Source organism: Mesorhizobium sp. M0676 (assembly GCF_040320535.1).
Taxonomy (GTDB): Bacteria; Pseudomonadota; Alphaproteobacteria; order Rhizobiales; family Rhizobiaceae; genus Mesorhizobium.
Map to the genome: position 1 here is coordinate 155,610 of NZ_JAMYPU010000012.1, position 23,317 is coordinate 178,926.

32 protein-coding genes, 1 tRNA gene and 1 pseudogene are annotated in these 23,317 nt (G+C 61.2%); 20 read left to right on the forward strand and 14 right to left on the reverse strand.

Features of this window, described 5'->3' with window-relative positions; genetic code table 11:
• The first annotated feature begins 101 nt into the window (after positions 1-101).
• Both NKI35_RS15830 and greA read left to right on the forward strand, forming a co-directional pair.
• Positions 102-398: an HlyU family transcriptional regulator gene (locus NKI35_RS15830; protein WP_023691516.1), complete on the forward strand. Its 297-nt coding sequence runs from the start codon at positions 102-104 to the stop codon at positions 396-398.
• Between the two features lie 101 nt (positions 399-499).
• Positions 500-982, forward strand: coding sequence for a transcription elongation factor GreA (gene greA / locus NKI35_RS15835; protein WP_023749972.1), 483 nt, complete (start codon positions 500-502; stop codon positions 980-982).
• A gap of 47 nt (positions 983-1,029) precedes the next feature.
• Here greA and NKI35_RS15840 read toward each other — a convergent pair whose 3' ends face one another.
• Positions 1,030-1,311 (reverse strand): hypothetical protein, encoded by a 282-nt coding sequence (locus NKI35_RS15840; protein ID WP_352536693.1) that lies wholly within the window; start codon positions 1,309-1,311, stop codon positions 1,030-1,032.
• A 514-nt stretch (positions 1,312-1,825) separates the two neighbouring features.
• Positions 1,826-2,461 (reverse strand): FMN-dependent NADH-azoreductase, encoded by a 636-nt coding sequence (locus NKI35_RS15845; protein ID WP_023689756.1) that lies wholly within the window; start codon positions 2,459-2,461, stop codon positions 1,826-1,828.
• 110 nt (positions 2,462-2,571) lie between these two features.
• Here NKI35_RS15845 and NKI35_RS15850 point away from each other — a divergent pair, with 110 nt between their 5' ends.
• A complete protein-coding gene (locus tag NKI35_RS15850) occupies positions 2,572-3,528 on the forward strand; it encodes a LysR family transcriptional regulator (RefSeq protein ID WP_023705832.1) in 957 nt (318 codons plus the stop codon).
• Here the strand turns inward: NKI35_RS15850 and NKI35_RS15855 are convergent.
• Positions 3,461-4,087, reverse strand: coding sequence for a TetR/AcrR family transcriptional regulator (locus NKI35_RS15855; protein ID WP_023691512.1), 627 nt, complete (start codon positions 4,085-4,087; stop codon positions 3,461-3,463). The genes NKI35_RS15850 and NKI35_RS15855 overlap by 68 nt on opposite strands.
• Positions 4,088-4,153: 66 nt before the next feature.
• Here NKI35_RS15855 and NKI35_RS15860 point away from each other — a divergent pair, with 66 nt between their 5' ends.
• Positions 4,154-4,579 (forward strand): VOC family protein, encoded by a 426-nt coding sequence (locus tag NKI35_RS15860; RefSeq protein WP_023711210.1) that lies wholly within the window; start codon positions 4,154-4,156, stop codon positions 4,577-4,579.
• Between the two features lie 255 nt (positions 4,580-4,834).
• On the opposite strand, the gene NKI35_RS15865 is transcribed toward NKI35_RS15860, so the two are convergent.
• Positions 4,835-5,044, reverse strand: coding sequence for a hypothetical protein (locus NKI35_RS15865; protein ID WP_352740768.1), 210 nt, complete (start codon positions 5,042-5,044; stop codon positions 4,835-4,837).
• Here NKI35_RS15865 and NKI35_RS15870 point away from each other — a divergent pair.
• Both NKI35_RS15870 and NKI35_RS15875 read left to right on the forward strand, forming a co-directional pair.
• Positions 4,958-5,212: pseudogene (locus NKI35_RS15870) on the forward strand (arginase family protein); the annotation flags it as partial. The gene NKI35_RS15865 and the pseudogene NKI35_RS15870 sit on opposite strands and share 87 nt — an antisense overlap.
• 58 nt (positions 5,213-5,270) lie before the next feature.
• Positions 5,271-5,588 (forward strand): arginase family protein, encoded by a 318-nt coding sequence (locus tag NKI35_RS15875; protein WP_352740810.1) that lies wholly within the window; start codon positions 5,271-5,273, stop codon positions 5,586-5,588.
• A gap of 4 nt (positions 5,589-5,592) precedes the next feature.
• Here the strand turns inward: NKI35_RS15875 and NKI35_RS15880 are convergent, their stop codons facing one another.
• Complete coding sequence (locus NKI35_RS15880) at positions 5,593-6,543, reverse strand: S1C family serine protease (RefSeq protein ID WP_023689759.1); 951 nt, start codon at positions 6,541-6,543, stop codon at positions 5,593-5,595.
• Between the two features lie 169 nt (positions 6,544-6,712).
• Here NKI35_RS15880 and NKI35_RS15885 point away from each other — a divergent pair, with 169 nt between their 5' ends.
• From NKI35_RS15885 to NKI35_RS15895, 3 genes are all read left to right on the forward strand, one after another.
• Positions 6,713-7,585 carry a S1C family serine protease gene (locus tag NKI35_RS15885; protein ID WP_352740770.1) on the forward strand — a complete coding sequence of 291 codons (873 nt, stop codon included), beginning with the start codon at positions 6,713-6,715 and terminating at the stop codon, positions 7,583-7,585.
• Positions 7,586-7,593: 8 nt separating this feature from the next.
• Positions 7,594-8,301 (forward strand): helix-turn-helix transcriptional regulator, encoded by a 708-nt coding sequence (locus NKI35_RS15890; RefSeq protein ID WP_352536699.1) that lies wholly within the window; start codon positions 7,594-7,596, stop codon positions 8,299-8,301.
• A gap of 119 nt (positions 8,302-8,420) precedes the next feature.
• On the forward strand, positions 8,421-9,287 hold the full coding sequence (locus NKI35_RS15895; protein WP_352513906.1) for an SDR family oxidoreductase: 867 nt from the start codon (positions 8,421-8,423) through the stop codon (positions 9,285-9,287).
• A 132-nt stretch (positions 9,288-9,419) separates the two neighbouring features.
• Here NKI35_RS15895 and NKI35_RS15900 read toward each other — a convergent pair whose 3' ends face one another.
• Both NKI35_RS15900 and NKI35_RS15905 read right to left on the reverse strand, forming a co-directional pair.
• Positions 9,420-9,935 (reverse strand): TIGR00645 family protein, encoded by a 516-nt coding sequence (locus NKI35_RS15900; protein ID WP_023741128.1) that lies wholly within the window; start codon positions 9,933-9,935, stop codon positions 9,420-9,422.
• Between the two features lie 326 nt (positions 9,936-10,261).
• Positions 10,262-12,457 carry an OmpA family protein gene (locus NKI35_RS15905; protein ID WP_352740773.1) on the reverse strand — a complete coding sequence of 732 codons (2,196 nt, stop codon included), beginning with the start codon at positions 12,455-12,457 and terminating at the stop codon, positions 10,262-10,264.
• A gap of 202 nt (positions 12,458-12,659) precedes the next feature.
• On the opposite strand from NKI35_RS15905, the gene NKI35_RS15910 reads away from it, so the two are divergent.
• Positions 12,660-13,106, forward strand: coding sequence for a YcgN family cysteine cluster protein (locus tag NKI35_RS15910; protein WP_352740775.1), 447 nt, complete (start codon positions 12,660-12,662; stop codon positions 13,104-13,106).
• 220 nt (positions 13,107-13,326) lie between these two features.
• Positions 13,327-13,671 (forward strand): hypothetical protein, encoded by a 345-nt coding sequence (locus tag NKI35_RS15915; protein WP_023672466.1) that lies wholly within the window; start codon positions 13,327-13,329, stop codon positions 13,669-13,671.
• 257 nt (positions 13,672-13,928) lie between these two features.
• Here the strand turns inward: NKI35_RS15915 and NKI35_RS15920 are convergent, their stop codons facing one another.
• Complete coding sequence (locus tag NKI35_RS15920) at positions 13,929-14,639, reverse strand: SIMPL domain-containing protein (RefSeq protein ID WP_023686087.1); 711 nt, start codon at positions 14,637-14,639, stop codon at positions 13,929-13,931.
• A gap of 134 nt (positions 14,640-14,773) precedes the next feature.
• On the opposite strand from NKI35_RS15920, the gene NKI35_RS15925 reads away from it, so the two are divergent.
• A tRNA-Ile gene (locus NKI35_RS15925) sits at positions 14,774-14,849 on the forward strand.
• A gap of 21 nt (positions 14,850-14,870) precedes the next feature.
• On the opposite strand, the gene NKI35_RS15930 is transcribed toward NKI35_RS15925, so the two are convergent.
• A complete protein-coding gene (locus NKI35_RS15930; protein WP_352740777.1) occupies positions 14,871-16,106 on the reverse strand; it encodes a tyrosine-type recombinase/integrase in 1,236 nt (411 codons plus the stop codon).
• Entirely contained in the window at positions 16,103-16,354 is a 252-nt protein-coding gene (locus NKI35_RS15935) for a helix-turn-helix transcriptional regulator (RefSeq protein ID WP_352740779.1), read from the reverse strand. Before NKI35_RS15935 ends, NKI35_RS15930 begins: the two co-directional genes overlap by 4 nt.
• A gap of 834 nt (positions 16,355-17,188) precedes the next feature.
• Between NKI35_RS15935 and NKI35_RS15940 the strand changes: the two genes are divergently transcribed.
• Positions 17,189-17,323: a hypothetical protein gene (locus NKI35_RS15940; protein ID WP_352740781.1), complete on the forward strand. Its 135-nt coding sequence runs from the start codon at positions 17,189-17,191 to the stop codon at positions 17,321-17,323.
• The gene (locus NKI35_RS15945) at positions 17,323-17,883 is read left to right on the forward strand and encodes a hypothetical protein (RefSeq protein ID WP_352740783.1); all 561 of its coding nucleotides are present in this window, start codon (positions 17,323-17,325) and stop codon (positions 17,881-17,883) included. Before NKI35_RS15940 ends, NKI35_RS15945 begins: the two co-directional genes overlap by 1 nt.
• A gap of 129 nt (positions 17,884-18,012) precedes the next feature.
• Here the strand turns inward: NKI35_RS15945 and NKI35_RS15950 are convergent, their stop codons facing one another.
• The 3 genes from NKI35_RS15950 to NKI35_RS15960 form a co-directional block, all read right to left on the reverse strand.
• A complete protein-coding gene (locus NKI35_RS15950; RefSeq protein ID WP_352740785.1) occupies positions 18,013-18,231 on the reverse strand; it encodes a KTSC domain-containing protein in 219 nt (72 codons plus the stop codon).
• A 42-nt stretch (positions 18,232-18,273) separates the two neighbouring features.
• Complete coding sequence (locus tag NKI35_RS15955) at positions 18,274-18,468, reverse strand: hypothetical protein (protein ID WP_031244300.1); 195 nt, start codon at positions 18,466-18,468, stop codon at positions 18,274-18,276.
• Positions 18,469-18,661: 193 nt separating this feature from the next.
• Positions 18,662-18,847, reverse strand: coding sequence for a DUF3606 domain-containing protein (locus NKI35_RS15960; RefSeq protein ID WP_352740787.1), 186 nt, complete (start codon positions 18,845-18,847; stop codon positions 18,662-18,664).
• Positions 18,848-18,970: 123 nt separating this feature from the next.
• Between NKI35_RS15960 and NKI35_RS15965 the strand changes: the two genes are divergently transcribed.
• The 5 genes from NKI35_RS15965 (at position 18,971) to NKI35_RS15985 (ending at position 21,415) form a co-directional block, all read left to right on the forward strand.
• Entirely contained in the window at positions 18,971-19,849 is an 879-nt protein-coding gene (locus NKI35_RS15965) for an ATP-dependent DNA ligase (RefSeq protein WP_352740789.1), read from the forward strand.
• Positions 19,836-20,072 (forward strand): hypothetical protein, encoded by a 237-nt coding sequence (locus NKI35_RS15970; protein WP_352740791.1) that lies wholly within the window; start codon positions 19,836-19,838, stop codon positions 20,070-20,072. The genes NKI35_RS15965 and NKI35_RS15970 overlap by 14 nt, the downstream gene beginning before the upstream one ends.
• A 23-nt stretch (positions 20,073-20,095) precedes the next feature.
• Positions 20,096-20,317: a DUF768 domain-containing protein gene (locus tag NKI35_RS15975; protein ID WP_352740793.1), complete on the forward strand. Its 222-nt coding sequence runs from the start codon at positions 20,096-20,098 to the stop codon at positions 20,315-20,317.
• Complete coding sequence (locus NKI35_RS15980) at positions 20,314-20,544, forward strand: DUF768 domain-containing protein (RefSeq protein WP_352740795.1); 231 nt, start codon at positions 20,314-20,316, stop codon at positions 20,542-20,544. Before NKI35_RS15975 ends, NKI35_RS15980 begins: the two co-directional genes overlap by 4 nt.
• Before the next feature lie 208 nt (positions 20,545-20,752).
• Positions 20,753-21,415 carry an outer membrane protein gene (locus tag NKI35_RS15985; protein ID WP_352740797.1) on the forward strand — a complete coding sequence of 221 codons (663 nt, stop codon included), beginning with the start codon at positions 20,753-20,755 and terminating at the stop codon, positions 21,413-21,415.
• 1,278 nt (positions 21,416-22,693) lie between these two features.
• Here the strand turns inward: NKI35_RS15985 and NKI35_RS15990 are convergent.
• A complete protein-coding gene (locus tag NKI35_RS15990; protein WP_352740799.1) occupies positions 22,694-22,924 on the reverse strand; it encodes a hypothetical protein in 231 nt (76 codons plus the stop codon).
• Positions 22,925-23,004: 80 nt separating this feature from the next.
• Here NKI35_RS15990 and NKI35_RS15995 point away from each other — a divergent pair, with 80 nt between their 5' ends.
• Positions 23,005-23,217 (forward strand): hypothetical protein, encoded by a 213-nt coding sequence (locus NKI35_RS15995; protein WP_352740801.1) that lies wholly within the window; start codon positions 23,005-23,007, stop codon positions 23,215-23,217.
• The last annotated feature ends 100 nt before the right edge of the window (positions 23,218-23,317 follow it).

Genomic DNA, 23,317 nt, shown 5'->3' on the forward strand with positions numbered 1-23,317 from the left:
CCCCGGGCGAGAACCCTTGCCCGTTCGACTGAGGAACGGTACTGAAAATCATCCTGCACCGCGAGACGTGGTGCAGGATGATTGCCGTTGGAGGAAGCCCCATGTCTTTTCTGAAACGTCTTTTCGGTGGTGGCGGCGGTGAGGCGGGCGAGCCCAAGAGCGCAGCACCGGCAAAGCAGGTTGAGCACAAGGGATTTTTGATCAGCGCCACGCCCTACAAGGCGGAGGGGGGCCAATACCAGACCTGCGGCGTGGTTTCGAAGGAAGTCGACGGCGTGATGAAGGAACACAAATTCATCCGCGCCGATCGCTTTGCCGGACTGGACGACGCCGTCGACATCTCGATCAAGAAGGGCATGCAGTTGGTCGACGAGCAAGGCGAGAGGATGTTCGGGTAAGGGCCGAACTGGTCGAGGCGCCGAACATAGGTTTTGCGCCGGTCATCCGTCGCCAGAATCTCGAATAATGGCAGTGGGCCGCAAGCAGAAAGTATCGACAATTGAGCGTAGCGTTTGCCAAGGAGGAAAGCGCCGAGGCAGCATCGGAAACCATCCTGCCGGCTCGCCCTGTCTCCGATCGGGTCAACCTTGTCACGGAAGCGGGCCTCAAGACGCTGCAGGTTGAATTGGCTCGCGCCCAGCAAGCTCTTGAGGCCGCTAGCGTGCTGGAAGATGTCAATGAGCGGCGACGCCAGTCAGCGATTCCGGTTCGAGATATGCGTTACTATGCCGAGCGCGTGCGTACGGCTCAGCTTATGCCGGTGCCCACCTCTAATGAGGTGATCGCCTTCGGGCACACCGTTACCTTCAAGCGTGATGATGGCCGCACTCAGACCTTCCGCATCGTCGGAGAGGATGAGGCCAACCCGTCTGAAGCTTCCATATCGCATGGTTCGCCGGTTGCCATCGCGCTGACCGGAAAAACCGTTGGCGACTTTGTCCAACTAGGGCCGCGCGAACTTGAGATCCTGTCCATTTCCTAGGACGCAGGTATGATGCGCGACCGAGGCCGGTGCACCTTGAGACGTGATCAGATGCCCGCAATTGCCAAAAGCCAAGCCAGGATGTCGAGCAGCAGAAAAACCAGCGCAATCTGCAACGCCAGCCGGAGCCGCTGGATAATTCGCCAGTTGCCGGCCATGTCCGCCTTGATCCGAAGGGCAAGCGCGCGGCGCATGGCCGACATTGTCGTCGGCCTGTCGCCGTCGACATATTGATCAAGCAGATCTTCCGGATCGAAGCGGAATGTATATTGGTGATAGGGCCAAAGCATGAAGACGATCAGCCCGCCGATGCCGAACAACAGGGCCACTGCGGTCCAATCCCAAAGCCCAAGCCCGTTGGAAAGCGCCGCACCGCCGAGTAGCGAGTTGGCAAATGCGGTGGCAAAGACAAGGCTGCCGGCGGGTGCTCATGTTCTCCACAAGCGTCTGCTGTTGAGTGAGACCTCTCACCGCCTCCTGATAGATGAACGCGAGACGCGGATCGTCGTCGGCAACAGCGCTTGCGACAATTCCGTTGTTCTCTCCTCCACTCGGACATTCGGCCATAAGTTGCCTCTCTGTTTTGACAGGGATGCACGAGTCTAGCCCGATCCGTCGGTGCAAAAACAGATTGGCCGTGGACCAACGGCAAATCCGATGGCGATGCCGGGGGCTTCCAAACCTATGAGGGCCAGCTGATGAACGGGCAAGAATAGTTGGCAGCCATCGAAAACCCCGCCACGAACACCACGCCATCTGCCGGTGGACCCTGCTCTCGGCCCCGGACAGCAAGAAGGCAGGCACCGAAGCGCCTGCCTTTTCAATGCGAATGACGGGGTGTGCTTACGCGGCGATTTGCGCGCTCGCGGTCTTGGCCACGACGGCATCGACCTTGGCGGTCGCCTTGGCAAGTGCGGCGGTGACGGCATCAGGGCCCATGCCGACGCCTTCGATGCGGATGACGTCGACGTCGGTCATGCCGAGAAAGCCGAGCACGCCGCGCAGATAGGGGATGGCGTGATCGAACTGCACGGCCGCACCTTCGGAATAGATGCCGCCCGAGGCGAGTACGATATAGACCTTCTTGCCGGTGACGAGGCCCTTGGGACCACCCTCGCCATAAGAGAAGCTCTTGCCGGAGCGGGAGATGTGATCGACCCAGGACTTCAGGGTTGAGGAGATGTTGAAGTTGATGAAGCCGGTGGCCAGGATCACGGTGTCGGCTGCGAACAGTTCGTCAAGCACGATGTCGGAGACGCCGACGACTTCGGCCTGGCGCGGCGTGCGGGCTTCAACGGGGGTGTAGATGCCGGTCGCATAATCGGTGTCGATATGCGGCAGCGGGTTGGCCACTAGGTCGCGTACGACGAGCGTATTCGACGGGTCGGCGGCGACGAGCTTTTCAGCGAATTCGGTAGCGATACGGGTCGAGTGCGAGGCAGCGCCGCGCGGGCTCGAGGTTACAAGCAGGATAGACATAGCGGTTCTCTCCAGTGGGAATTGATTTCTCCCGCCTGATATGGGCCTACCGACCCATTCAAAAAAACTGGTATATTTTCTATACGATCCATTCATAAAGTAGGTATGTCGTGCAACCCAATCCGACGCTCGACCAATTGCAGATCCTGGTTGCGGTCGCCGACACCGGCAGCTTCTCAGCCGCAGGCCGCAAGCTTAACCGCGCGCAGTCCGTCATCAGCTACGGCATCGCCAATCTTGAAGCGCAGCTTGGCCTGAAACTGTTCGAGCGCGAGGGCACGCGCGAGCCGCAGCTGACCGAAATCGGCCGGGCGATGCTGGAGGACGCCCGGCGCATGGTCGGCATGCTGCAGCGCATCCGTTCGCGTGCCGACGGTCACCATCAGGGGCTGGAGGCTGAAGTTGCGCTGTCGGTTGACGCGGCGCTGCCCTCGCCAGTGCTGGTGCGGGTGCTGAAGGCGTTCGAGGCGCAGTTCCCGACCGTGATGATGCGACTGCATATCGGCACGCTCGGTCTGATCCCCGACCATGTCGTCAGCGGACAGTCGGATCTTGGCATCGGTGGCTTGCTGGGCGAGGTCGACGTGCATCTCGTGCGCATCGGCTTCATGTCGATCGTGCTGGCTGCCGCCCCCACCCACCCTCTGGCACTGCTGCCGAAACCGGTGGCGCTCGAGGATGCGCGAGAGCACACCCAGCTGGTTGTCAGCGACCAGTCGGAACGCACCAAGGGACGCGACTTCGGCGTCTTTGCCTATCGTACATGGCGGCTGACAGATGTGCGTATCAAGCATACGTTGATGCGCGAGGGGCTGGGCTGGGGCGGGTTGCCGCGCTGGCTGATCGCGGACGATTTGGCCAGCGGCAGGCTGGTCGAACTCGACCTTGAACCTTTTAGCGAGGTGCGCTCATCGCTCTATGCCATGCACCGCGCCGACCGCAGCCCGAAACCGGCGGCGGCCTGGCTGATCGACCAGTTCAAACGCCAGCTCGGCTGCTTCAACGAGTTCGAACCGGACGACCTGCCTGAGGGCGAGCCGGAGACAGCCCATCGATCAGAGCCATGAGCACGGCGCGATAGTCTTCGGCCGAGGCGCCGGCCTCGACGGCAAGTGCTGCGCGGTCGAAGGCGGCGGCGAGCAAAGCGGTCAGCGCATCGGCAGGCAGTCTGGTCATCGACTGTTCGCGCATCGCCGCAACCAGGCCTTCGCGCAGCGACCGGTTGCCGTGGCGATTGTCGATCGCATCCATGGCGGCGCGGCCAAGCACGGCCGGCCCGTCGAGCAGCAAAAGCCGCGTGCGGCCGGGCGCGCGCATGGCGGCGAGATAGGCGTCCGAGCCGGCAATCAGCGCATTGCGGGCAAACAAAGAAGGCGGCGAGGCGCGCTCGATCTCTTGCGCCACCGCCGCCGCCTCCTGCTCGACCACGGCGGCAAACAGCGCCTGCTTGTCGGCAAAGTGGTGATAGAGCGCGCCGCGGGTGACGCCGGCGGCCGCAACGATCTCCGGCGTGCCGGTCTCGGCATAGGACTTTTCGATGAACAGTTTGCGCGCCGCAGCGATCAGGTCGGCGCGCGTCGCTTCGGTGCGGTCGCGGTTGGAGCGGCGCGGGGTTTCTCGTTGCATACATGCAGCCTGTATGTTATTTCGAATTACATGCAAACTGTATGTTGGCTAACGGGAGAAAGAAAGATGAAGACGACGAGCTATTATCCGGTGCTGATGACGGGCGACGTAGCCGGCACAAAAGCCTTCTATATCAATCACTTCCGCTTCAAGCCGCTGTTTGCGAGCAACTGGTATGTGCATCTGCAGTCTGCCGAGGATCGCCGGGTCAATCTCGGTATCGTCCAGGGCGACCACGAGACGATCCCCGAGGGGGGGCGCGGCCGCACATCGGGGCTGCTGCTCAATTTCGAGGTGAGGGATCCTGATGCTGTCTATGAACGGATCGTTGCGGCCGGCCTGCCGATCCTGTGCCCGCTGCGCGACGAACCCTTCGGCCAGCGCCATTTCATCACCAGGGATCCCAATGGCGTGCTGATCGACGTCATCAAGCCGATCCCGCTCAGCCCGGAATTTCAGGCGCAATTCGCGGCGGGCGCGGCGGGCGCCTGAACAATGGCAGCAAATGTCGGCAGCGGCTCCGGCCGCTGTGGCCGGACCCGCACCATGCGGTCTATGTTGGTGATGTTGAAGCTGGGCCTGCCGCATGCGTGACATCTGCCTTGTTCGTGCGCCATCCAATCTCGGCCTTCGGCCCTTGGAGCCGGGCCATGTGCCCGGCACCTGGCGTGCGCCGCAGGCGCTGAGCGAAGCTGGTTTGATCGAGTCGCTGGCGCCGGGGCGGGTGGTCGATCTCGACAGACCCGCCTACAGTACCGAACCGCAACCGGGCACTAGGCTGCGTAATGGGGTCCGGCGATCCGCCGCTTCAACCTCGATCTTGCCGAGATCGTCACCCGTGCGCTTGGGCAAGGCGAGTTCCCGCTGATCATCGGCGGCGACTGCTCGATCCTGCTTGGCGCACTGGTCGCCGCGCGGCGCTCGGGCGCAGTCGCCCTGATCCATTTCGATGGCCACAGCGATTTCCGCCATCCCGGCAACTACGATGTCAATGCCTCACTCGGCTCGGTTGCCGGCATGGATCTGGCACTTGCCACCGGACGCGGCGAGGCTTTGCTGGCGCAATGGCCAGGTGTTGTCGGTCCGCTCGTCGCCGACGAGGCGGTGGTTCAGATCGGCGAACGCGAGAGCCGCGATGCCGATTTTGCCTGGCCCGACATCAATGCGACCGCCGTGACCGCGCATCGACGTCTTTGCCGCGCAGGAACTCGGCGCGGCTGGAGTGTTGCAAAAGACAAGAGCGACGCTGGCGCGCGCCGGCTGTCCCTACTGGCTGCATCTCGATGTCGATGTGCTCGACCAGACGGTGATGCCGGCGGTGGATTCGCCCGGCAGCCCCGGCATCGACCCCGATGAACTCGTTGCCATTCTGTCGGCGCTGGCAGCGGACCAGCGCTGCACCGGCTTGGACATGACGATCTACGATCCCGACCTCGACCCGACCGGTGACCTTGCGCGACTGCTGGTGTCGCTGCTCGGGCGGGTGCTCAAGCCTCGATAAAGGCTCAGCTCGCCCTTGCTACCGGCGTCACCGTCACCTGGCTGACGCCGGTGCGGCGCACCACTGTGCATAGCGTCTCGCGGCCGATGCGTTCGGCGTCGAGCATGCGCACGAGGTCGTCGACGCCGGTGACCGGGCGACCGTCTATCGCCGCGATGATGTCGCCTTCCCTGAGGCCGGCCTTCGCCGCGGGTCCGTCTTTCTCGACGCTGCGCAGCCGCACCGCAGTACTGGTGGTCACCTGCGACAGGAGCGCTGCGCGGCGCGGCAAACTGGTGGTGTCGGCCGAGATGCCGATGAAGGCGCGCCGCACGCGGCCGAAGCGGATGATCTCCGAAATGACGAAGTTGGCGGTGTTGGAAGCGACCGCGAAGGCGATGCCTTGCGCGCCGTGGATCATGGCGGTGTTGACGCCGATGACTTCGCCTGCCGACGACACCAGCGGTCCGCCGGAATTGCCGGGATTGAGCGCGGCATCGGTCTGGACGACATCGTCGATCAGCCGCCCGGTCGAGGCGCGCATCGAACGGCCAAGTGCGGAGACCACGCCTGACGTTACGGTCCATTCGAAGCCGAGCGGATTGCCGATGGCAATGGCGATCTGGCCGCGCCGCAGCCGCTTGGAATCGCCGAGCGGCGCGACTTCGGTGAAGCTGCCATCGGCGCGCACCAGCGCGATGTCGGTGTCAGGGTCGCGGCCTAGCACGCGGCCTTCGCTGGAGGCGCCGTCGGGCATAGAGACGCGCACCGTTTTGGCATCGCCAACGACATGGAAATTGGTAACGACCAGCCCGTCCGGCGCGATGACGAAGCCGGAGCCATGGCCACCTTGGCCACCGACGCGCTCGATGCGGCAGACGGCTGGGCCGATGCGGTCGACGGCGTCGGCGACTGTCGTCGAATAGGCGTCGAGCAGTGTGTCGTCGGTTTCGAATTTGTGGGCGGCGAGGGCCATTGGCGGGGCTCCGTGTTTTCAGGCGCGATGATGACTATATGTGCGGAGCGGCTCGAACTGCCGCGACCTGACCAGATGGCCAGTCACACCAGTAACTAGCCGTCAGACGAGTACCTCCGGGCGCACTGCCGAGCGATATCTGGGGCATGAGAAAACCCAGGAGATCATCATGAGTGACTTCAACCTTAATGCATTTTCCGACGCCATCGCCGATCTCGCCGCCAAGGCTGCGCCGGCAACGGCAAGTTTCACCACCCATCACCATCGCACCGCCAGCGCCTTCCACTGGCGTGACGGCTATTTCGTCACCGCCGAGGAAGCTGTCGAGGCCGGTGAGGAGATCGAATTGACATTGGCTTCGGGCGAAGCGGTGAAGGCCGAACTGGTCGGTCGCGATCCGTCGACCGGCGTAGCGCTTCTGAAGCCGGCCGGCGCTGCCGCAGCGCCTGCGCTGGCCAAGGCTGACGCGGTACGGCCCGGCAATCTTGCCATCGCCATCGGCAGTAGTCAGGGTTCGGCGCTGGCCGTATCGGGTTCGGTCGGCGAGGTCGGCCCCGCCTGGCGCTCGATGCGCGGCGGCAGCATCGATCGGCGCATCAATCTCGCCGTCAATGCCGGCGGCCGTTTCGAGGGCGGGCCGGTGCTTGACGCCAAGGGCGCGCTGATCGGCATGCTGCTGTTTGGGCCACGTGGTCGTGCGCTGGTCATGCCTTATGAGACGATCGAGCGGGCCGTGGCGACGCTGCGTGAAAAGGGCCATGTCGCGCGCGGCTATCTCGGCGCCGGCCTGCACCCGATCCGTGACGGCGCGGCGCGCGGCGCCATCGTCATGAGCCTCGACGACAATGGTCCGGCCAAGGCCGCCGGCCTTGCGCTGGGCGACATCATCGTGGCGTGGAATGGCGAGGCCGTGCACGGCCCGCGCGAACTGATCCGAAAGCTTGGGCCGGATAGCGCGGGCGCCGCGGTGACGCTCGGCGTGGTGCGCGGCGGCGAGCAGCGCGAAGTCGCGCTGACCGTCGGTGAAAAACCGCTGAGCTGAGAGGGCCGATGGAAAGCGACACGCTGACAAGGCCGGAGGCGGGTGGGCCGGAGGTGGGTGGGCCGGAGGTGGCGGGCGGCGGACGCCAGCTCGTGGTGCTGATCGCGCTGCACGATGCCGCGCGTGCCGAGCGCCTGTCAGCTTCGCTTGCCATGGCGGACGATCTGCTTCCGGTCGTAGCCGGCAGCGGGATTGCCGACGTCGCTGTCTTCGATGACGCTGTTGCGAACAGTGCGGCCTGGCTCGATCGAGCCGATGGTGGCAACAGCGCAATCCCACGGGTGCTGCTATCCGCGAGCGCTGGCCGGCCGGAAAACCGGGTGCTTGCCGTGCTGCCTTTGGCGTCGGATGCGAATCTGATCGCGGCTGCCGTCAGACTGGCGGCGGCCGGCTACCGGGTGTCCAGGGATGGGCGTTCGACGCCCGCTCGCCACGACGATTTCGATGGCGCCGCCAACGGCGGAAGCCATAGCGGGCTGTTCGGCGAGGAGCCGTTGGACGATGGCGCTACCGCCCGTCCGGCGCTGTCGCCGCGCGAGGCCGAAGTGCTGGCGCTGCTGGCCGAAGGCGCGCCCAACAAGGTGATCGCGCGGCGGCTGAACATCTCCGTGCACACGGCAAAGTTCCACGTCGCCGCGATCCTGATCAAGCTGGGTGCTGCGAACCGCACGGATGCCATCGCGATCGCGATGCGGCAGGGCCTGGTGCTGGTCTAACCCCCTTTTCCGTTTGAGCCTACGTTGCGTAACCCGTTGCAGGCTGCCGAGGCCTTGCGCAGTGCATTGCCGCCGCGCAATGGTTCGCGTCAGTGATGTAGCAAGGGAGGTGCCAAGACATGTCGCTTAAGGGAAAGACGCTGTTCATCTCCGGCGGGTCGCGCGGCATCGGGCTGGCGATAGCGTTGCGGGCGGCGCGCGACGGCGCCAATGTGACGATCGCGGCCAAGACCGCCGAGCCGCATCCGAAGCTGCCGGGCACGATCTACTCGGCAGCTGAGGAGATCGAGCAGGCCGGCGGCAAGGCGCTGCCTGTTTTGTGCGACATCCGCGAGGAGGCGCAGGTGGCCGAGGCGGTTGCCAAGACCGTCGAAAAGTTCGGCGGCATCGATATCTGCGTCAACAATGCCAGCGCCATCCAGCTCACCGGCACGCTGGAGACCGACATGAAGCGCTACGATCTGATGCACCAGATCAACACGCGCGGCACTTTCCTGGTGTCGAAAATGTGCGTTCCCCACCTGAAGTTGGCTGAGAATCCTCACATTCTGAATCTGGCACCGCCGCTCGATATGAAGGCCAAATGGTTCAAGAACCACGTCGCCTACACCATGGCCAAGTTCGGCATGTCGATGTGCACGCTGGGAATGAGCGCCGAGTTTGCCAAGGACGGCATCGCGGTCAATTCGCTGTGGCCGATCTCGACCATCGACACGGCTGCGGTGCGCAATCTGCTCGGTGGCGCGACGGTCGCGGCGATGAGCCGCTTGCCCGACATCATGGCCGATGCCGCACACGCCATCTTCCTGCGGCCATCGCGCGAGACATCAGGCAATTTCTACATTGATGAAGAGGTGCTGCGGGCCGAGGGCGTGACCGATTTCGCGGCCTACGCGCCGGGCGCGACCGGGCCGCTGGCCGGAGACTTTTTCGTGCCGGACGCGGTATTTGCCAATTCGCCGACGAACGTCAAAAGCATCTACTGACGGAAATCACGGGCCGACGGCGTTGCTTCCTCATCCACCCGCCGGCGTTGTTCGAAAGACCAAGCAATTGGCTTTTCGCCCGCTGTGCGGACCAGCCTCACCTCCCCATGAATGGGGAGAAAAAGGGGTTCATCACTCCTCGCCCTTCTTGCCTTTGCTCAGTCCCATCAGCCGGTCGATATAGGCCAGCATCAGCGCCGAGACGACGAAAGCGAGGTGGATGATGGTCAGCCACATCAGCTGGTCGATCATATAGGAAGACGAATTCAGGAACACCTGCAGCAGGTGGATCGAGGAAATAGCGACGATGGTCGAGGCGACCTTGACCTTCAGCGAACCGACATCGATCGTACCCAGCCAGTGCACGCCGCCATCCTGGTCGTCGAAGCGGCTGACGAAATTCTCGTAGCCGGAGATGATCACCATCACCACCAGCGAGGCGACAAGTGCGGCGTCGATGAGGCCGAGCATCTTCAGGATGGTGTCGGTGTCGTCGAGTGTGAAGGCGACCATGACGAACTCGTAGAGTTTTTTGCCGAAGGACAGCGCATAGACGGCGAGCGCTAGGGCCAGCCCGATGTAGAAAACCACCAGCAGCCAGCGTGAGGCGAGGATGATCGATTCGATGGCGAGTTCGAGACGTTTCATGCAGCGGTTCCGGTCAGCTTTCTGAGGTCGACTGGGGTATTTCGATCAGCTTGCCGCAGTTTGCAAGGCAAATTGCGACGCAAAAAAACCCCGCCGGGAGGGCCGGCGGGGTTCAATGCATCCCGCTGGAGTCGGGACGGGGCAGGGAACGCCCAGGCTTGAATCTGGGGAGGGCGGCCGCTCTATTCAATGAGCCGGTTCTAATACCAGTACAATTCTTGCTGAACCGGGATTGCTGTCCGCAGCTCGACCCATCCCGATCTGCCGGGATGGGTCCTTGTTGTCGATCTGATTCCAGAAAGCTGCTCAAGCCATTGGAAAGCAGATCAATTGTTACTCGCCACCGGTGCCACCAGCGAGGTGATGCGACGGATGCCGACACGGCGGTTCTCGCGGTTGGGCGCCGTGGTGTTGACCTTCAGGTATTCCTCGCCATAGCCCTGAGTGGTCAGGTTTTCCGGCGGGATCCCGAAGGCATTGGTCAGCGCTTCGGCGACAGACTCAGCGCGCCGGTCGGACAGAGCAAGGTTTGCTTCCGGCGTGCCAACCGCATCGGTGTGGCCTTCGATCAGGAAGGTTTCGGCCGGGTTCTTCTTCAACAGTTTCTCCATGGCCGTGGCGACGCCTTCCAGTTTCTGCACTTCGGTGTCGGATATCGAGGCCGAGCCGAACTCGAAGTTCAATGTATCGAGGTCGACGCGACGGGCAATGTCGCGCACGCGCGCCGAACGCTTCACTTCGTCGATGGAATAGAGGCGCTGGACCTTCTCCACCGGCGGTTGTTCGAGGAACTCGTAATAATCGTCCGGGCTTTCGACATCTTCCGAATCGAGGATGTACTCGCGGCGCGGGATGGTGAGCCGCATCGGCGGCAGGTCGTCACCGGGATCGCGCCAGTCATTGTCGTCGTCATAGCTGCGCTCGTCGACATAGCTCAGCACATATTCGTGCCCATCCGGCGTGATGCGCGATCGCCTGATGACGTCGCCATTGCGGTTGCGGATGGTGACGATCTGGATGCCATTGTCGCGCTCGACGATTTCCCGAGAGCGATCGCCCGACAGTTCCTCATAGTAAACATTCCTGGCGCCGCGGTGCATGCGCGGAGCGTCATTGCTTTCCACGATCGTCTGGTTGTTGAACTGCAGGATGACGCGGTCGCCGAGTTCCTTGACGACGTCGACGCCTTTCGGACGCCGGCGGTCGCGGACGTTCTCATCGGGTGCACGCTCGACGCGTTTGCCTTTTTCCTCCGTCACCGGGGCGATCTTTTCTGGCTGAATTGCCTGCTGAGCCGACTTGTCGTCGGTGGGCGGCGGTCCCTGGTCGACCGGAGCCGGCTTCGGGGCTTGCGCCTCGGTGCCGCCCTGCGCGGGCTGCTCGCCCGTCTGCCCCCCAGCATTCTGGCCGTTCCCATTTTGGCCCTCGCCATTCTGGCTGTTGCCGCCCTGGTCCTTGCGGTGCTTGCGCCTGGCATCCTTCTGGCTGTCCAGAATGGGTGCTTCGTCGGGGTTGGCCGTGGCTTCGCCCTGCGCCGGCGTCTCACCTTGCGCGGGCTGCTCGGCATTGGCCGGTTGCTCCGCAGGCTGTTGTTCACCGGTCGCAGGCTGCTGTTCGCCCGTCACCGGCTGTTCGCTGACAGTTTTTTTGCCGTGCTTTTTCGCCTGATCCTTCGGCTGTTCACCTTCGGCGGGAGCCGCTTGCTGATCGGCCGGGGGCTGAATCGGCTCGGCCTGCGGCGCGGGCTCTCCGGCAGGCGCAACTTTGACGTCTGGCGCTTTGTCGGCAGGCGCGGCCTCAATCTGCTGATCCTGCTTGCGCTTTTTCTTGCCCGACTTGTTGTCGTTTGCCGGCGCCACCTGTTCGGTGGGCGCTGCCTGCTCGGCAGGCTGCTGGGCCGGCTGTTCAGCGGGCGCCGCTTCGATCTGCTGTTGGTCGCGCTTCTTCTTGCGTGGCTTTAGCGGCTGTTCTTCATTTGCCGGAGCTACCTGTTCGGCCGGTTGTTCAGCCGGTGCTGCCTCGATCTGCTGCTGGTCACGCTTCTTCTTGCGTGGCTTGAGCGGCTGCTCATCGGTCGCCGGCGCTGCCTGGGCGCCGCCCTCATCCGCAGGCGCCGCCTCGATCTGCTGCTGTTGATTGCGCTTCTTTTTGCGCGGCTGCTGTTCCTCGGCGGCAGGTGCGGCCTGTTCGGCCGGGGCCTGCTCGGTCTGCTGCTGATCCCGCTTCTTCCTGCGCGGCTGTTGTTCCTCGGCGGCAGGGGCGGGTTGCTCTGCAGCCGGTGCAGGCTGGTCGGCGGCCGGCGCTGCCTGTTCGGCCTGCTGGCGTTTCTTTTTGCGCGGCAGTTCCTGGTCGGTCTGCTGACCATCTGCAGCAGGGTCGTCCTGGACCAGGATCAGTGGCGCGGCCGTGTGCTGCAAGGGGCCGAAAACGGCGTTGCCGTGCAACGGGGATGCGCCCAACGGCGCGGATGCCATAAGCAGGCCAAGTGCCGTACCTGCCAGTACCCGTGGTTGGCGTTTCATCTTAAATTCTCCTTGTGGGGTCCCATCCCTGCCCAAACTGTCCTTGACCGGATTGGTTCCGGTTTGCAGGCATTACCCGCACCCAAGGACGATTGACCGGCGTTTTGAAGGCAACTTCATGTTTTTCCTATGGTGCGGCCGGAATTTGAAGTCACACAACAGCTTGACCTTGCCGCATGCGGAGGCCACATCTCAGCCCATAATGGAAACGCCGTTCTGGAAGACCAAGACGCTGGAAGCGATGACGCCCACCGAGTGGGAATCGCTGTGCGACGGCTGCGGCAAGTGCTGCCTGTCTAAACTCGAGGACGAGGATACCGGCGAGATCTACTGGACATCAGTCGGCTGCCGGCTGCTCGATGGGCAAAGCTGCCGCTGTTCGGACTATGCCAACCGGCTGGCGCGCGTGCCGGACTGTGTCGGGCTGACGCCGCAGAATGTGCGCACCATCACCTGGCTGCCGAAAACCTGCGCCTACCGGCTGGTTGCCGAGGGGCACGACCTCTACTGGTGGCACAGGCTGGTGTCGGGAAGTGCCGAGACCGTTCATGATGCCGGCATCTCCATGCGCGGCCGCGTCCGCGCCAGTGAGACCGATCTGGCCGAGCCGGACGACTATTTCGACTATATGCTCGACGACGAGCCCTGAGCATTCTGGAACGGACCTTGCCATAGGGCGTTCTGCGCCATTGGACGTTTTTGACGGTCAGGATCGTTTGCAGCGGTGGAAGGGGCGGTTGCTTTCAACCTGTCGGGCAGATTAACCGAAAATGAACGGCCGGTTCGCGAAGAGTTCAGATTGCAAGGAGCATTCTCCCCCCATCGGTTCGACCAAGACGGGCGCAAGCCCTCAACAAGGAGAGAAGACAATGTTCAACTCATTCAAGACGGCAGCCCTTTCGGGTCTCGTAGCTCTCGGCACCCTTGCCGCAGTGCCCGCTCAGGCGGACTCGATCTATCTCGGCTTCGGCAACAACCACGACCGCCGCGTCGGCGTCTACACCGGCGACGATGAGGACGGCTTTCGCCGTGACCGCAATTGGCGCCGCTGCTCGCCGGATCGCGCCCTCGACAAGGCCGAGCGCATGGGCCTGCACCGCGTCCGCATCGTCGATGTCAATCGCCGCGTGGTGAAGGTCGCCGGCCGCCAGTATGGCGATCGAGTAGTGGTCGTGTTCGCCAATGAGCGCGGCTGCCCGGTTATCTATCGCTAAGAGAACCAGACTGATCTTCTGCGAAGATCAGTCTGAGATACGACCTTCTGCGAAGGTCGATCCGGAGGCATGTTCCTCTGCGAGGATCAGCCTGGAGTAGCGGCATGACCCTTCTAGGGTCAGCCAGGAGCCCCTTTCCCTCCGCGGAAAGGTGCGGCTCGAAAAAACCCCGGAGGCCAGCCCTCCGATTTTTCATGTCGGAAATCTGCGGTTCCGGCCGACGGGTTCAGCAGAACCGCGGCCGGCCCGGCGGCCTGCTACTTGAGCTCGAATGTCACTGTTACCTGCACGGCGTAGGCATTCTCGCCGGCCTGCACGGGAACCGCGGCGCCTGCCGCATCGAAGGCCTTGGCATTGATCGGCATCGGCGCCGGCGCAACGTTCTGGTCGGTGATTTCCAGCACCCGGCCGATGCTGACGCCGGCGGCTTCGGCCAGCGTCTTGGCCTTGGCCATGGCATCGGCGACCGCCTTCTTGCGGGCTTCGGTGACGGCAGCTTTCGGGTCTTCGTTGGAGAACGAAATGCCGCCGCCCTGGTTGACGCCGAGCGACACAGCCTTGTCGAGAATCTCACCTGTTTTGTCGATGTCGCGGATGCGCACCGAGAGTGTGTTGGTCACCTGGTAGGCTACAAGCTCGGCTTCCTGGCTGCCGTCCGGTTTGTTGGTGTAGTTGTAACGCGGGTTGATCTGGATGCCGGCGGTCTGCAGGTCGCGGTCCTTGATCCCTGCCGACTTCATTGCCGCGATCACGGCGGCCATGGCGTCGTTGTTGGCGTCGAGTGCCGCGCGTGCGGTGTTGGCCTCGCGCATGACGCTGAGCGTCAGCAGCGCCAGGTCAGGCGCCACGGTCGACTGGCCTTCACCCGACACGATGATGCGGGGCGGGGGCAGCGAATCGGCAGCGCTTGCCATCGCCGGAAAAGCGATCGCGGCGGCAAGTGCGAGCGGCAAAATATGTCTGGTCATGAAAATCTCCTCGGTGTGCGATCCAGTCGCGCCTGTCGACTAGGGCGCGAATATGGGCTGATTTGGGCGATCTCGGCCAGCCCGTCCGGAAAGCCTTGTGCCGCGCAAGGAAAAACACTAATCCAGCGCGCGTGGGGCCTGTAGCTCAATGGTTAGAGCCGGCGGCTCATAACCGCTTGGTTGGGGGTTCGAGTCCCTCCGGGCCCACCATTGGCTTCCGCTGCCGTTGATTTAATTGGATTTTTTGTACTTTTTTGTCCCACTCACATCCACCCCTTCCAAAAGTGGGACATTTTCGTACTCATTTCGATCGAAAACCAGAAGGCTCCGGGCAGACTGCGCCACTATCCGGCGGCGTGCCTTGCGGATGTAGTGGTCGGGCTGCTGATACGTCGTCCAGCCGTAAATCGCCTTCAACTGTTCATGCGTGGCGCCGTTTTCTGCGGCAACGGTGGCGCCTGCCTTGCGGACCCCGTGGGCGCTGCACCCGGGAAGCCCGGCTTCGTCACACCATTGGCGCATCTTGTTGCCCAAGCCGTTTTCCGAGAAAGGCCGACCGTACTCGGTGACAAGGAATGTCAGGTTGCCGGCGGGAGCGAAGGAAAGCTCGTCCTCGAGTTCGGGAAGTAGAGGCAGTTCGACGACAATCCCTTCCTTGCGCACTTTGCTCTTGTCTGTCTTGCCAGGCTTTATCCTGATCCACTTCTCCCAGGTCCCGGTATCCTTGTTGCGAACCTGGGTAATGTGCTGTCTGCCGAAGACTGCTGCATCGGACAGTCGCAAACCTGTAAACATGAAAATCGCCAGCGCCATACGAGCCATGGTGCCGCGCGCGTGCCGTTTCTCGTACTGGACGATCTCTGACACTTCCCAGGTGTGGAAACCTTCGCCATTGCCCGAAGTCAGGCGCTTTATCCCGTTCGCGGGATTGACGTCCACCATCTCGGCATCCTTGGCCCAAGCAAACATTGCGCTGATCGCCTTTGTAATATTGTTGGCCGCCCCTGGGGCGTCGGACCGGGTATCCCGGAGCTCCTTGACGTGCGCCCGTTTCATGGTCGCAAATGGCAAGGAGCCTTTCGTAGGGTAGTCGGAATTAACTGACCCGGTCAGCGGGTGAGGCAGCTTGCAAACGCCTTCGAGAATTATTCGTCGTCGAAGCATTGTGCCTTCGCCGACCTCTGCACCACCGCGCCGGAAGTACTCCTGGCAAAGCCACATCAGACTGCCCCGAGGTGCTACTGGTCTCTCCACAGGTCTGACCACGTTCTGGACTGACTTGTAAGGAACGCCATCGCGCGCGCAGCGCACTTCTTCGTGGAACTCGGCCGAACCCGGCTTTTCGCGCAGACGGATCTTTTTCCTGCCCGGTGCGCGAAAGTACAGCCGGATATTGCCGTGCCGATCCCTGTCTTCGACAACGCCTCTCAGATTGAATTTCACCATGGTGCTCGCCACGTCCATCATCCGCGATCCCAAGGATTATCGCTGGAGGACACGCCGTCAAGTTTGCTGTTGCGGTGCGGTAGCCGCCGGAACGCTTCTGCCAGTTCCTCCACGTCCCAAACATAGCGCTCTTTGCTGGGCATCCGCGGTTGTGGCATACGGCCATCCGCGACCATCTGGTCGAACGTCGTTGGACTGACGCCGATAGCTACCGCTGCCTGTTCTCGATTAATGCCGAACAGCAGGAGCCCGCCAAGTGCGCGTTTCATTGCTTTTCTCGCTGCACATCGCCTCGCGTGCTGAGTTCCGCGACAGTGAGGCATTCACCTAAGAAGCGATCACGCTATCCTTTCCTTGCAATGCCTGGAATGGGTCTGTCCGGCCAATGCGGTGAACGGCCGTAACGGCGTGAAAATAGGATGGCAGACCGCGGCTGCGGGGGTTCGAGTCGGGAGACCGCTACATCGCGAGACCGCGCCCCACGAGCAATTTTGGAGATACCCTTGGGCTTCGTTGCACGATTTCCTGGAGCGTGCTCGGGCAACCAACCCCTCCACCGCTCGTTGATTTATGCTGGCTCGTTCCAGCATACTCCAGGCCATTGCCCGCCGGCTCACGCTGGCGGGCTTTTTTGCGTCAGTCGGGAACATCCTTACCCTCAGGCTGTTCGGTCGCACCCGGCGCGTTCTTCAGCGGTCCCTGCCGGTGACCAAGATGGCCCCTCACTCATCATGGTCGGCCCGCGCTCGAAGCAAGCGCGGGCCATCCCTGCACAAGCCCGGCGTCCCCAGATGTCAGAGGGCTTTTCATCGTTCTACGTCACTGCTGTTGTCGGTGCGCCACCGCTTCTTTGAATGCGCGTGCTGCTGCATCGCAAGCGACACGTGAGGAGCCGTTCACGGACAAGATGATTTCGGCTGCCTTCACTGTTAAACCGTGTTTCGGCGAACTCTGCGGCTGTGTATGCGAGCTTTGTTTTTTCGCTACTCCGCATCTCTGACTCGATATGCCGCTTCCGCCTCGTGTAAGCTCTGGCGGGTCCGTTGCAGGGTGTGGTGCATGCTGGCTAAAAGGCTAATGGCGTCGGTGGTTGGACTGCCTTCGTGATCCAGCAAGCCGACGACTATATCTTGCTTGGAAACGATGCTCTGGTCGTGAGCGAGTTGGCCCATCAAATAAATGAGTCGATCTCTGCCGGTGTCGGCATGGCCTTCTCCCTTGGTTGGGCGAAAGCCTGATGATTGCTCCCAAGCGCCTCGTGCCTGTTGTTTTTGGTTTTTCGAGGCGGCGGCAACAGTGTGCGCTCGCTAGCAGGCAATGGCAACCGGCCAGGCAATTGCAGCATCGATGTTGTGCGCGGGCGGCCTTGACCGACTCGCGGGCCAATGCCTCCTGGTTGACGACGGACGATCGGTATGAATTTCTACAATTTTCAGTTTGGCTGGAAACCCTTTCTGCCTGCAAGCGTTGGACTAGCATGGCTGCATTCAAGCAGTTTGTCCTAGGAGGAATTTTGATGAATTCTAAAGTGATCATTCTCAGCGCGACATTTGCTTTTATGACGGGATCGGCCTTTGCCGGTAGCTCCACCACGTCAGCCCTCGACGATCCTGCGAAAATGTCTCCTTTCTTCACCGACGCCGGCATGAAGACCATGAAGTCTGAGGCAGAAGCGAAAGCTGCCTGGTCGGCTATGTCTCAGGAGGACAAGGACGCGGTGATGAAGGACTGCGCTGACGCAGATATTGCGAAGGCTCACGAGAATTTCTGCAAAGCTGCGATGACGATGGGAAAATAGGCCCAAAACACCAGATAATACGCCCGCTGGCTCTGGCCGGCGGGCGTTTTTCATTTGCGTTGGGTGGAAAAGTCGGCCCACCGCAGGCTCGGGATGCCTTCCCGCTGCCGATCGACGGCAACGGTAGTGTCATTCGCCCGCTGCCCTCCCTGGCGCGAGCCGGAATGCGTAACGGTTCCGGATGTAAACGTTGAAATAGACGCCCTTGGCAAAGGCAGCTTTGAACGCGGCAACGGCTTCAGCAGGTACGTCCAAAAACTCGTAATGCTTCCCGCTCGCTACAAACCAAACCGAGAGAACCCTGGTGTTCGGGTCATAGTCGAACTTGCGTATAGAAGTCGACGGCATGGTATGCCATCCAAAAACTCAGCTAGCCGGTTGGATCGCCAGCTACAGGCTGAAACTGTATTCGAAGATGTGGCCGCGCTTCTCGTCGGCAACCCTGATCCAGATGGGTTCGCTGGTGCGCAGGGTGACGTCGCGCTCTGTCGCTTCCCGCGCCGCCCTGATCGGCGTTGTCGCATGGACGATGTGGGTAGCCGTCACAGTATCGCCGTCCATTTCCTCAACGTGGTATTTCGGCACTTTTGTTCCTAAGCGTCTAGTTCGATAGGCTGATCGTGATCCGGATCGGAACGGTAAGCGACTTGGCGAAAATCGCGCACGTCGATCTGTTGGCCTCAAACAGGGCATGGCATGAAATGATCGAGCTCGCTCGCGGGCGGGCCTTCATGTCGGTGCCCGATTATTGGTCTGCCGAGATCGGAAAGCCTGGTCATTATTTCCGCAGAGCCTTCGCTTCTCGCTCCAGCGTCTCGCGTTGGTTGCCGTGCTTCGCGATCAATTCCTTGACCTGCTGCGGAGTGATCCCGGCGTTGGCTGCGAAATACTCGACTTCATAATCCTCATCGGCCGAGACCCGGTCCCGATCGCGAAAGTCCCTCTTGCTCTTGTCGTCAGCCATATCTCGATTCCTCCTGCGAATATTGAGCAACGTTCAGTCAGCATGTTTTGTTGCACCAAAGCCAATTTCAGGCTTCGGAACCATTTTAACTTAAGCTTATTGAATCGCCGGATGGGTCAGTCCATGCGTTTGAAGTTCATCGAGCCGCTGATGCCGACCTTGGTGGAGAAGCCTCCCGAGGGTGATGGATGGACTCACGAGGTGAAGTTTGACGGCTACCGTTCCCAGCTGATCGTCGATGAAGACGGGACGCGGATCTACACTCGCCGCGGCCACGACTGGACCGCGAAATATCGCGACCTGGTGGGGGAGGCAAAGAGTCTTGGTGCCGAAAGCGCGATTGTCGACGGTGAGATCATCATCTTGAACGAAGCTGGCCTTTCGGACTTCGGCGATCTGCGCAAGGCGATCACCCGCCGACAGCAAGACCTCTATTTCGTCGCCTTCGATCTATTGCACCTCAATGGGCACGATCTGCGCGACATGGCGCTTGAGGAGCGGCGCGAGATCCTGGCCAGCATGATCGAGCCCGGGCGGCGTATTCAGTTCAGCGAGCCTCTGCGCGGCGAAGCCAAGGCGATCTTCCACTTGCTCGACCAGGCTGGGCTTGAAGGCATGGTGTCGAAGCGGAAGGACAGCAAATACCGCAGCGGTCCCTCGACCAACTGGCTGAAGGCCAAGTGCTATGCGATCGACGAGTTCGATCTGCTCGGCGTCGAGCGTGAAGCGGGCAAGCCGGCTTTCGCTCTCATGGCCGAGCGGGGCACAGGGCGCTATGTCGGCAGCGCGTTCGTCACCTTGAACCGGGAAATGCGCGAGAGGCTATGGAAACGCGTCCAAGAGCACCCAGGCACGGCGCCCAAGGGCGTCATGAAGCGGCCTGCGACGCAATGGGTCAAGCCGGGGCTGATCGGCCGCGTAAAGCACCTGCGCGGCGAGGATGACCTGCGCCACGCCTCCCTGCAGGACTTTCGAGAGGATGACACCGATGGCCGTGGCTAGGAAAGATCAGGAGCGGGCCACCTACGCCTGGATGTACGGCGCCCAAGCGAGCAAGGATGGTAAGGAGCGTGCGGCGCCAGCTTACTGGCAGGAACATGCCGACGCGTGGCTGCAGGGCTTTGACGGTGTGCCAACGGCCGGTTTTGCCAAGACCAAGACCATCAACGACGAGATGGAAGCCGAGGTCGACGAAGACGCCGTCGGGCGCCCTGCTGGAACCTAAGCGCTGGATCGAGCTTAGGCTTCATGAGCACACGCGGCGTCAACTTTCTCGATCGGTGGATCGGCAACAATCTCCCCGAAACGGCTAAGACCGGCGCCGTTTCGGTAAGTGAGTACATACACAAATTGTATGCCGACGCTAAAGCCTTGACGATCAAGCGCGAAGAGATCGACGAAGAGGTTGATAGCCTATATCGGACGCTGGTCGATGCCGTCGTGCACTTTGCCCCAGGTGTTCCCGAATGAGCAAGCCGGCCGTCGTATTCCTGAACCAATGGATAAAAAAACACGATCTATCCGACGCCGGTGCGCCAAAAGAGCGAGCGGAGATCGAGCAGCTCGCAAAGCGCCTAATCGCCGACGCGGAGGCTGAGGGGATTGCGGAAAGCGAGCTGACCGAGGCGTTCGACGACAAGGAGGTCGACAGCCTTTATCGTACCCTCCTCGATGTTAATTCTGGAATACCGGAATGAGTGTTCCCGGCCTGAAGGTTCTGGACAGTTGGGTGGCCGAGCAGTTGCCCACTGTGGCGAGGGGCGATCCGATCGCCACCAGCGAGTTGGCATAAGGTTCTAATGGCAGTGCGGGCGGACCGATTTGAATTCGGCCAACTGTGGCAGAAAAACAACTGCATCAATCGGCGCGCTCTGCTACCAAAAAGGTAGTTACAGGAGATCACCTATGAAGAAGCTGCTTCTTGGTCTGTCGTTGTCTCTGCTGGCTTCGTCGGCGTATGCTGCCGATGCCATCGTTGCAGAAGCCGCGCCGGTCTTTAGCTGGACAGGTGGGTATGTCGGCCTACAGGCAGGCTATGCTTGGGGGAATGGCAACATAGACGAAATCGGTGGGCCGGGCTTTGTCGACACAGATCCCGACGGGTTCCTTGGAGGCGTCTACGCCGGTTACAACTATCAGATGTCCAATAACATTGTGATTGGCGCGGAGCTGGACGTCGTATATGCGAATGTTGATGGCAGCGGCCAAGTCTTCAGCGCTCCTGGTATCCCGATCCCGGGCGGCATCGCCACTGAAGAACTCAACTGGAGTGCGGCGGCAAGACTGCGCCTAGGATATGCCGTTGATCGTTTTCTTCCTTATATTGCGGGTGGCATTGCGTTTGGCGATGTCGACATAAGTAATAATGGAGGCGGACCTTCGTTCGGAGATACATTCACAGGATGGACGATAGGCGTGGGCTTGGATTATGCCATGACCGACAATCTGCTGCTGCGAGGCGAGTATCGCTATACCGACTTCGGCACAGAATCCTTTGGAGGTCTGGTCAACGCCGACGTTGATCTGAAGACCAACGAGGTTCGCTTCGGCATCGCCTACAAGTTCTAATCCCCTGAAGTCCCATAATAGCCTGTCGCTCACCGCGACGGGCTTTTTTTGGTGCAAGAACCGGAAACATGTCCCTCGTTGCGGCGATCCCCTCAACGGAGTTCGCTACCATGGTCAAGACGAAAACCCCTCACAACTAGTTTCGCAGGAACAGCTCGCCGCTCAGGACCGAGGCGGAACGGCTGCACAAGGCAATCGTCAGCTCGCTTGTCCCCGAGCTGCGACAACCACCATACCGTGCAGGATCTACATGAAGTGCTGCTCAAGACCGTGAAACAATCACCGACAGGGATGCGCTATCTGGGAAGGCCAAGGAACAGCTGGCGCGGACAGGGCGCCACACGTCAAGGCGGGGCTCTCTGAGGGCGTTGGCGATATCGTCGAAGATCGCTTCGGTCCGGGCAAGGTAGATCGAAACCTCGAATCGGTGAATCCCGGTTTGTTCCGTCAAAGTCTAACGATCAGAGAAGCGCCCTGGAAAGCACGTGCAGTAACGGTTGATTCAACCATTGCTGGTAAATTGTGGAATGTGGGTGGCGGCTTCGACAGTTCGGGGTGGAACTCAATGCCGAAGCCGCCTGCGCAGCCAAGGTTGGGGTTTGACCGCGCCGTCCTATAATGGGACAGCGCGGTCAACGATTCGTTAAAACGTTCTGGAACTAATTAAGCACGCGCTAATTGACTCGCGGTCTCGGGAGTCAGTGCATGCGTGAAGTTGTCCTCCGATGGTGCCGATTTTGGCGGGACAAGCCTCCCGAGGGCTTTGGACAGCGTCACGTACCGGCCGGCGTCTTCGTCTTCCCTCTTCCTAGAGATCGGCCATTCGTTGGGCGAGTGGGTTGTTCGCATCATAGGCAGGAACGGTGCAGCGTATTCCCGAGCATTCGAAAATGAGGCAGATGCCGTCGCTTTCGCTGGCGATCAGTCTTCTCGTCTAGGATTGGAAGCTCCCCCGAACCGAGCAACTTGACCGCCCTTCTCTAAAGATCGAAAGCGCGAATCTGTGAATCCCCCTGGAACATCGTCGCCTCGAAACACTTCGGGCGGGTCGCACTGTTCCCATTTCAGTGTCTCCCAAAACTGCCCACTACCTGAACGGAGGTGGGCTTTTTTGTACATTAGCGGAACCTGAAATTTGGGGGCTTGTTGATAGAACGGCAGCGAGTGGGTGTTCGCTGCTGGTCGAGGTCCCGCAAGACTCGGCCGGGCTCGCATCACCTGCCCTGGTCGGTGCGAGCCCACCGTCGCGCGACCAAGCGAGCGCCCCTGTGTCGGTCTCTATTTGATACTAGGGGACGGCGTTTTCATCATCACGCGCAATTGCATCTGGTCAATGGTTGCGACAATTGCAGCTGCCAGTGCTTCCGCCTCGTGGATCAGTTCCGGCCCATAGAGGCCATTCACCATCTCTTGGCTCGGTAACACGCCAGGCGGACAATGCTCCTCGATAGTACGCCGGATGAGCGTCAGCGCTGCCCGGCATTCGTCGGCTTCGATCTTCATAGCCATTGAAACATTCACTTTAGCTAAAATGTTCCGGAACGGATTTCAGGTTGGCGGCTTGAGACGGTGAGGGAAGAACACCAGTCATGCCCATCAGACGAAAAGCCTTGGATGCGGGGATTTTTAAGCCTGCCGAATTGGCCTTGCTAGGGCGCGTTTTCGAGCAGCTTAAACTCGTCGACGACCAATCACCCGATGCGCAGGGCCGGTTGGCCTCTCGGATCATTGCCAACTACATGGCCGGGATAAAAGATGAGGCCGAACTTCTCTCGCTTTCGAGGCAGCCGTTAGGGCGGTAAGGTCGGGAAAGCTAGATGTTTAGTCCCAAGGTTTGATGGGTTGGATCGAGCCTGAATCGTTCGGGCTCTTTTGTCCAGATTTTGCAGATGTATTCAAAGG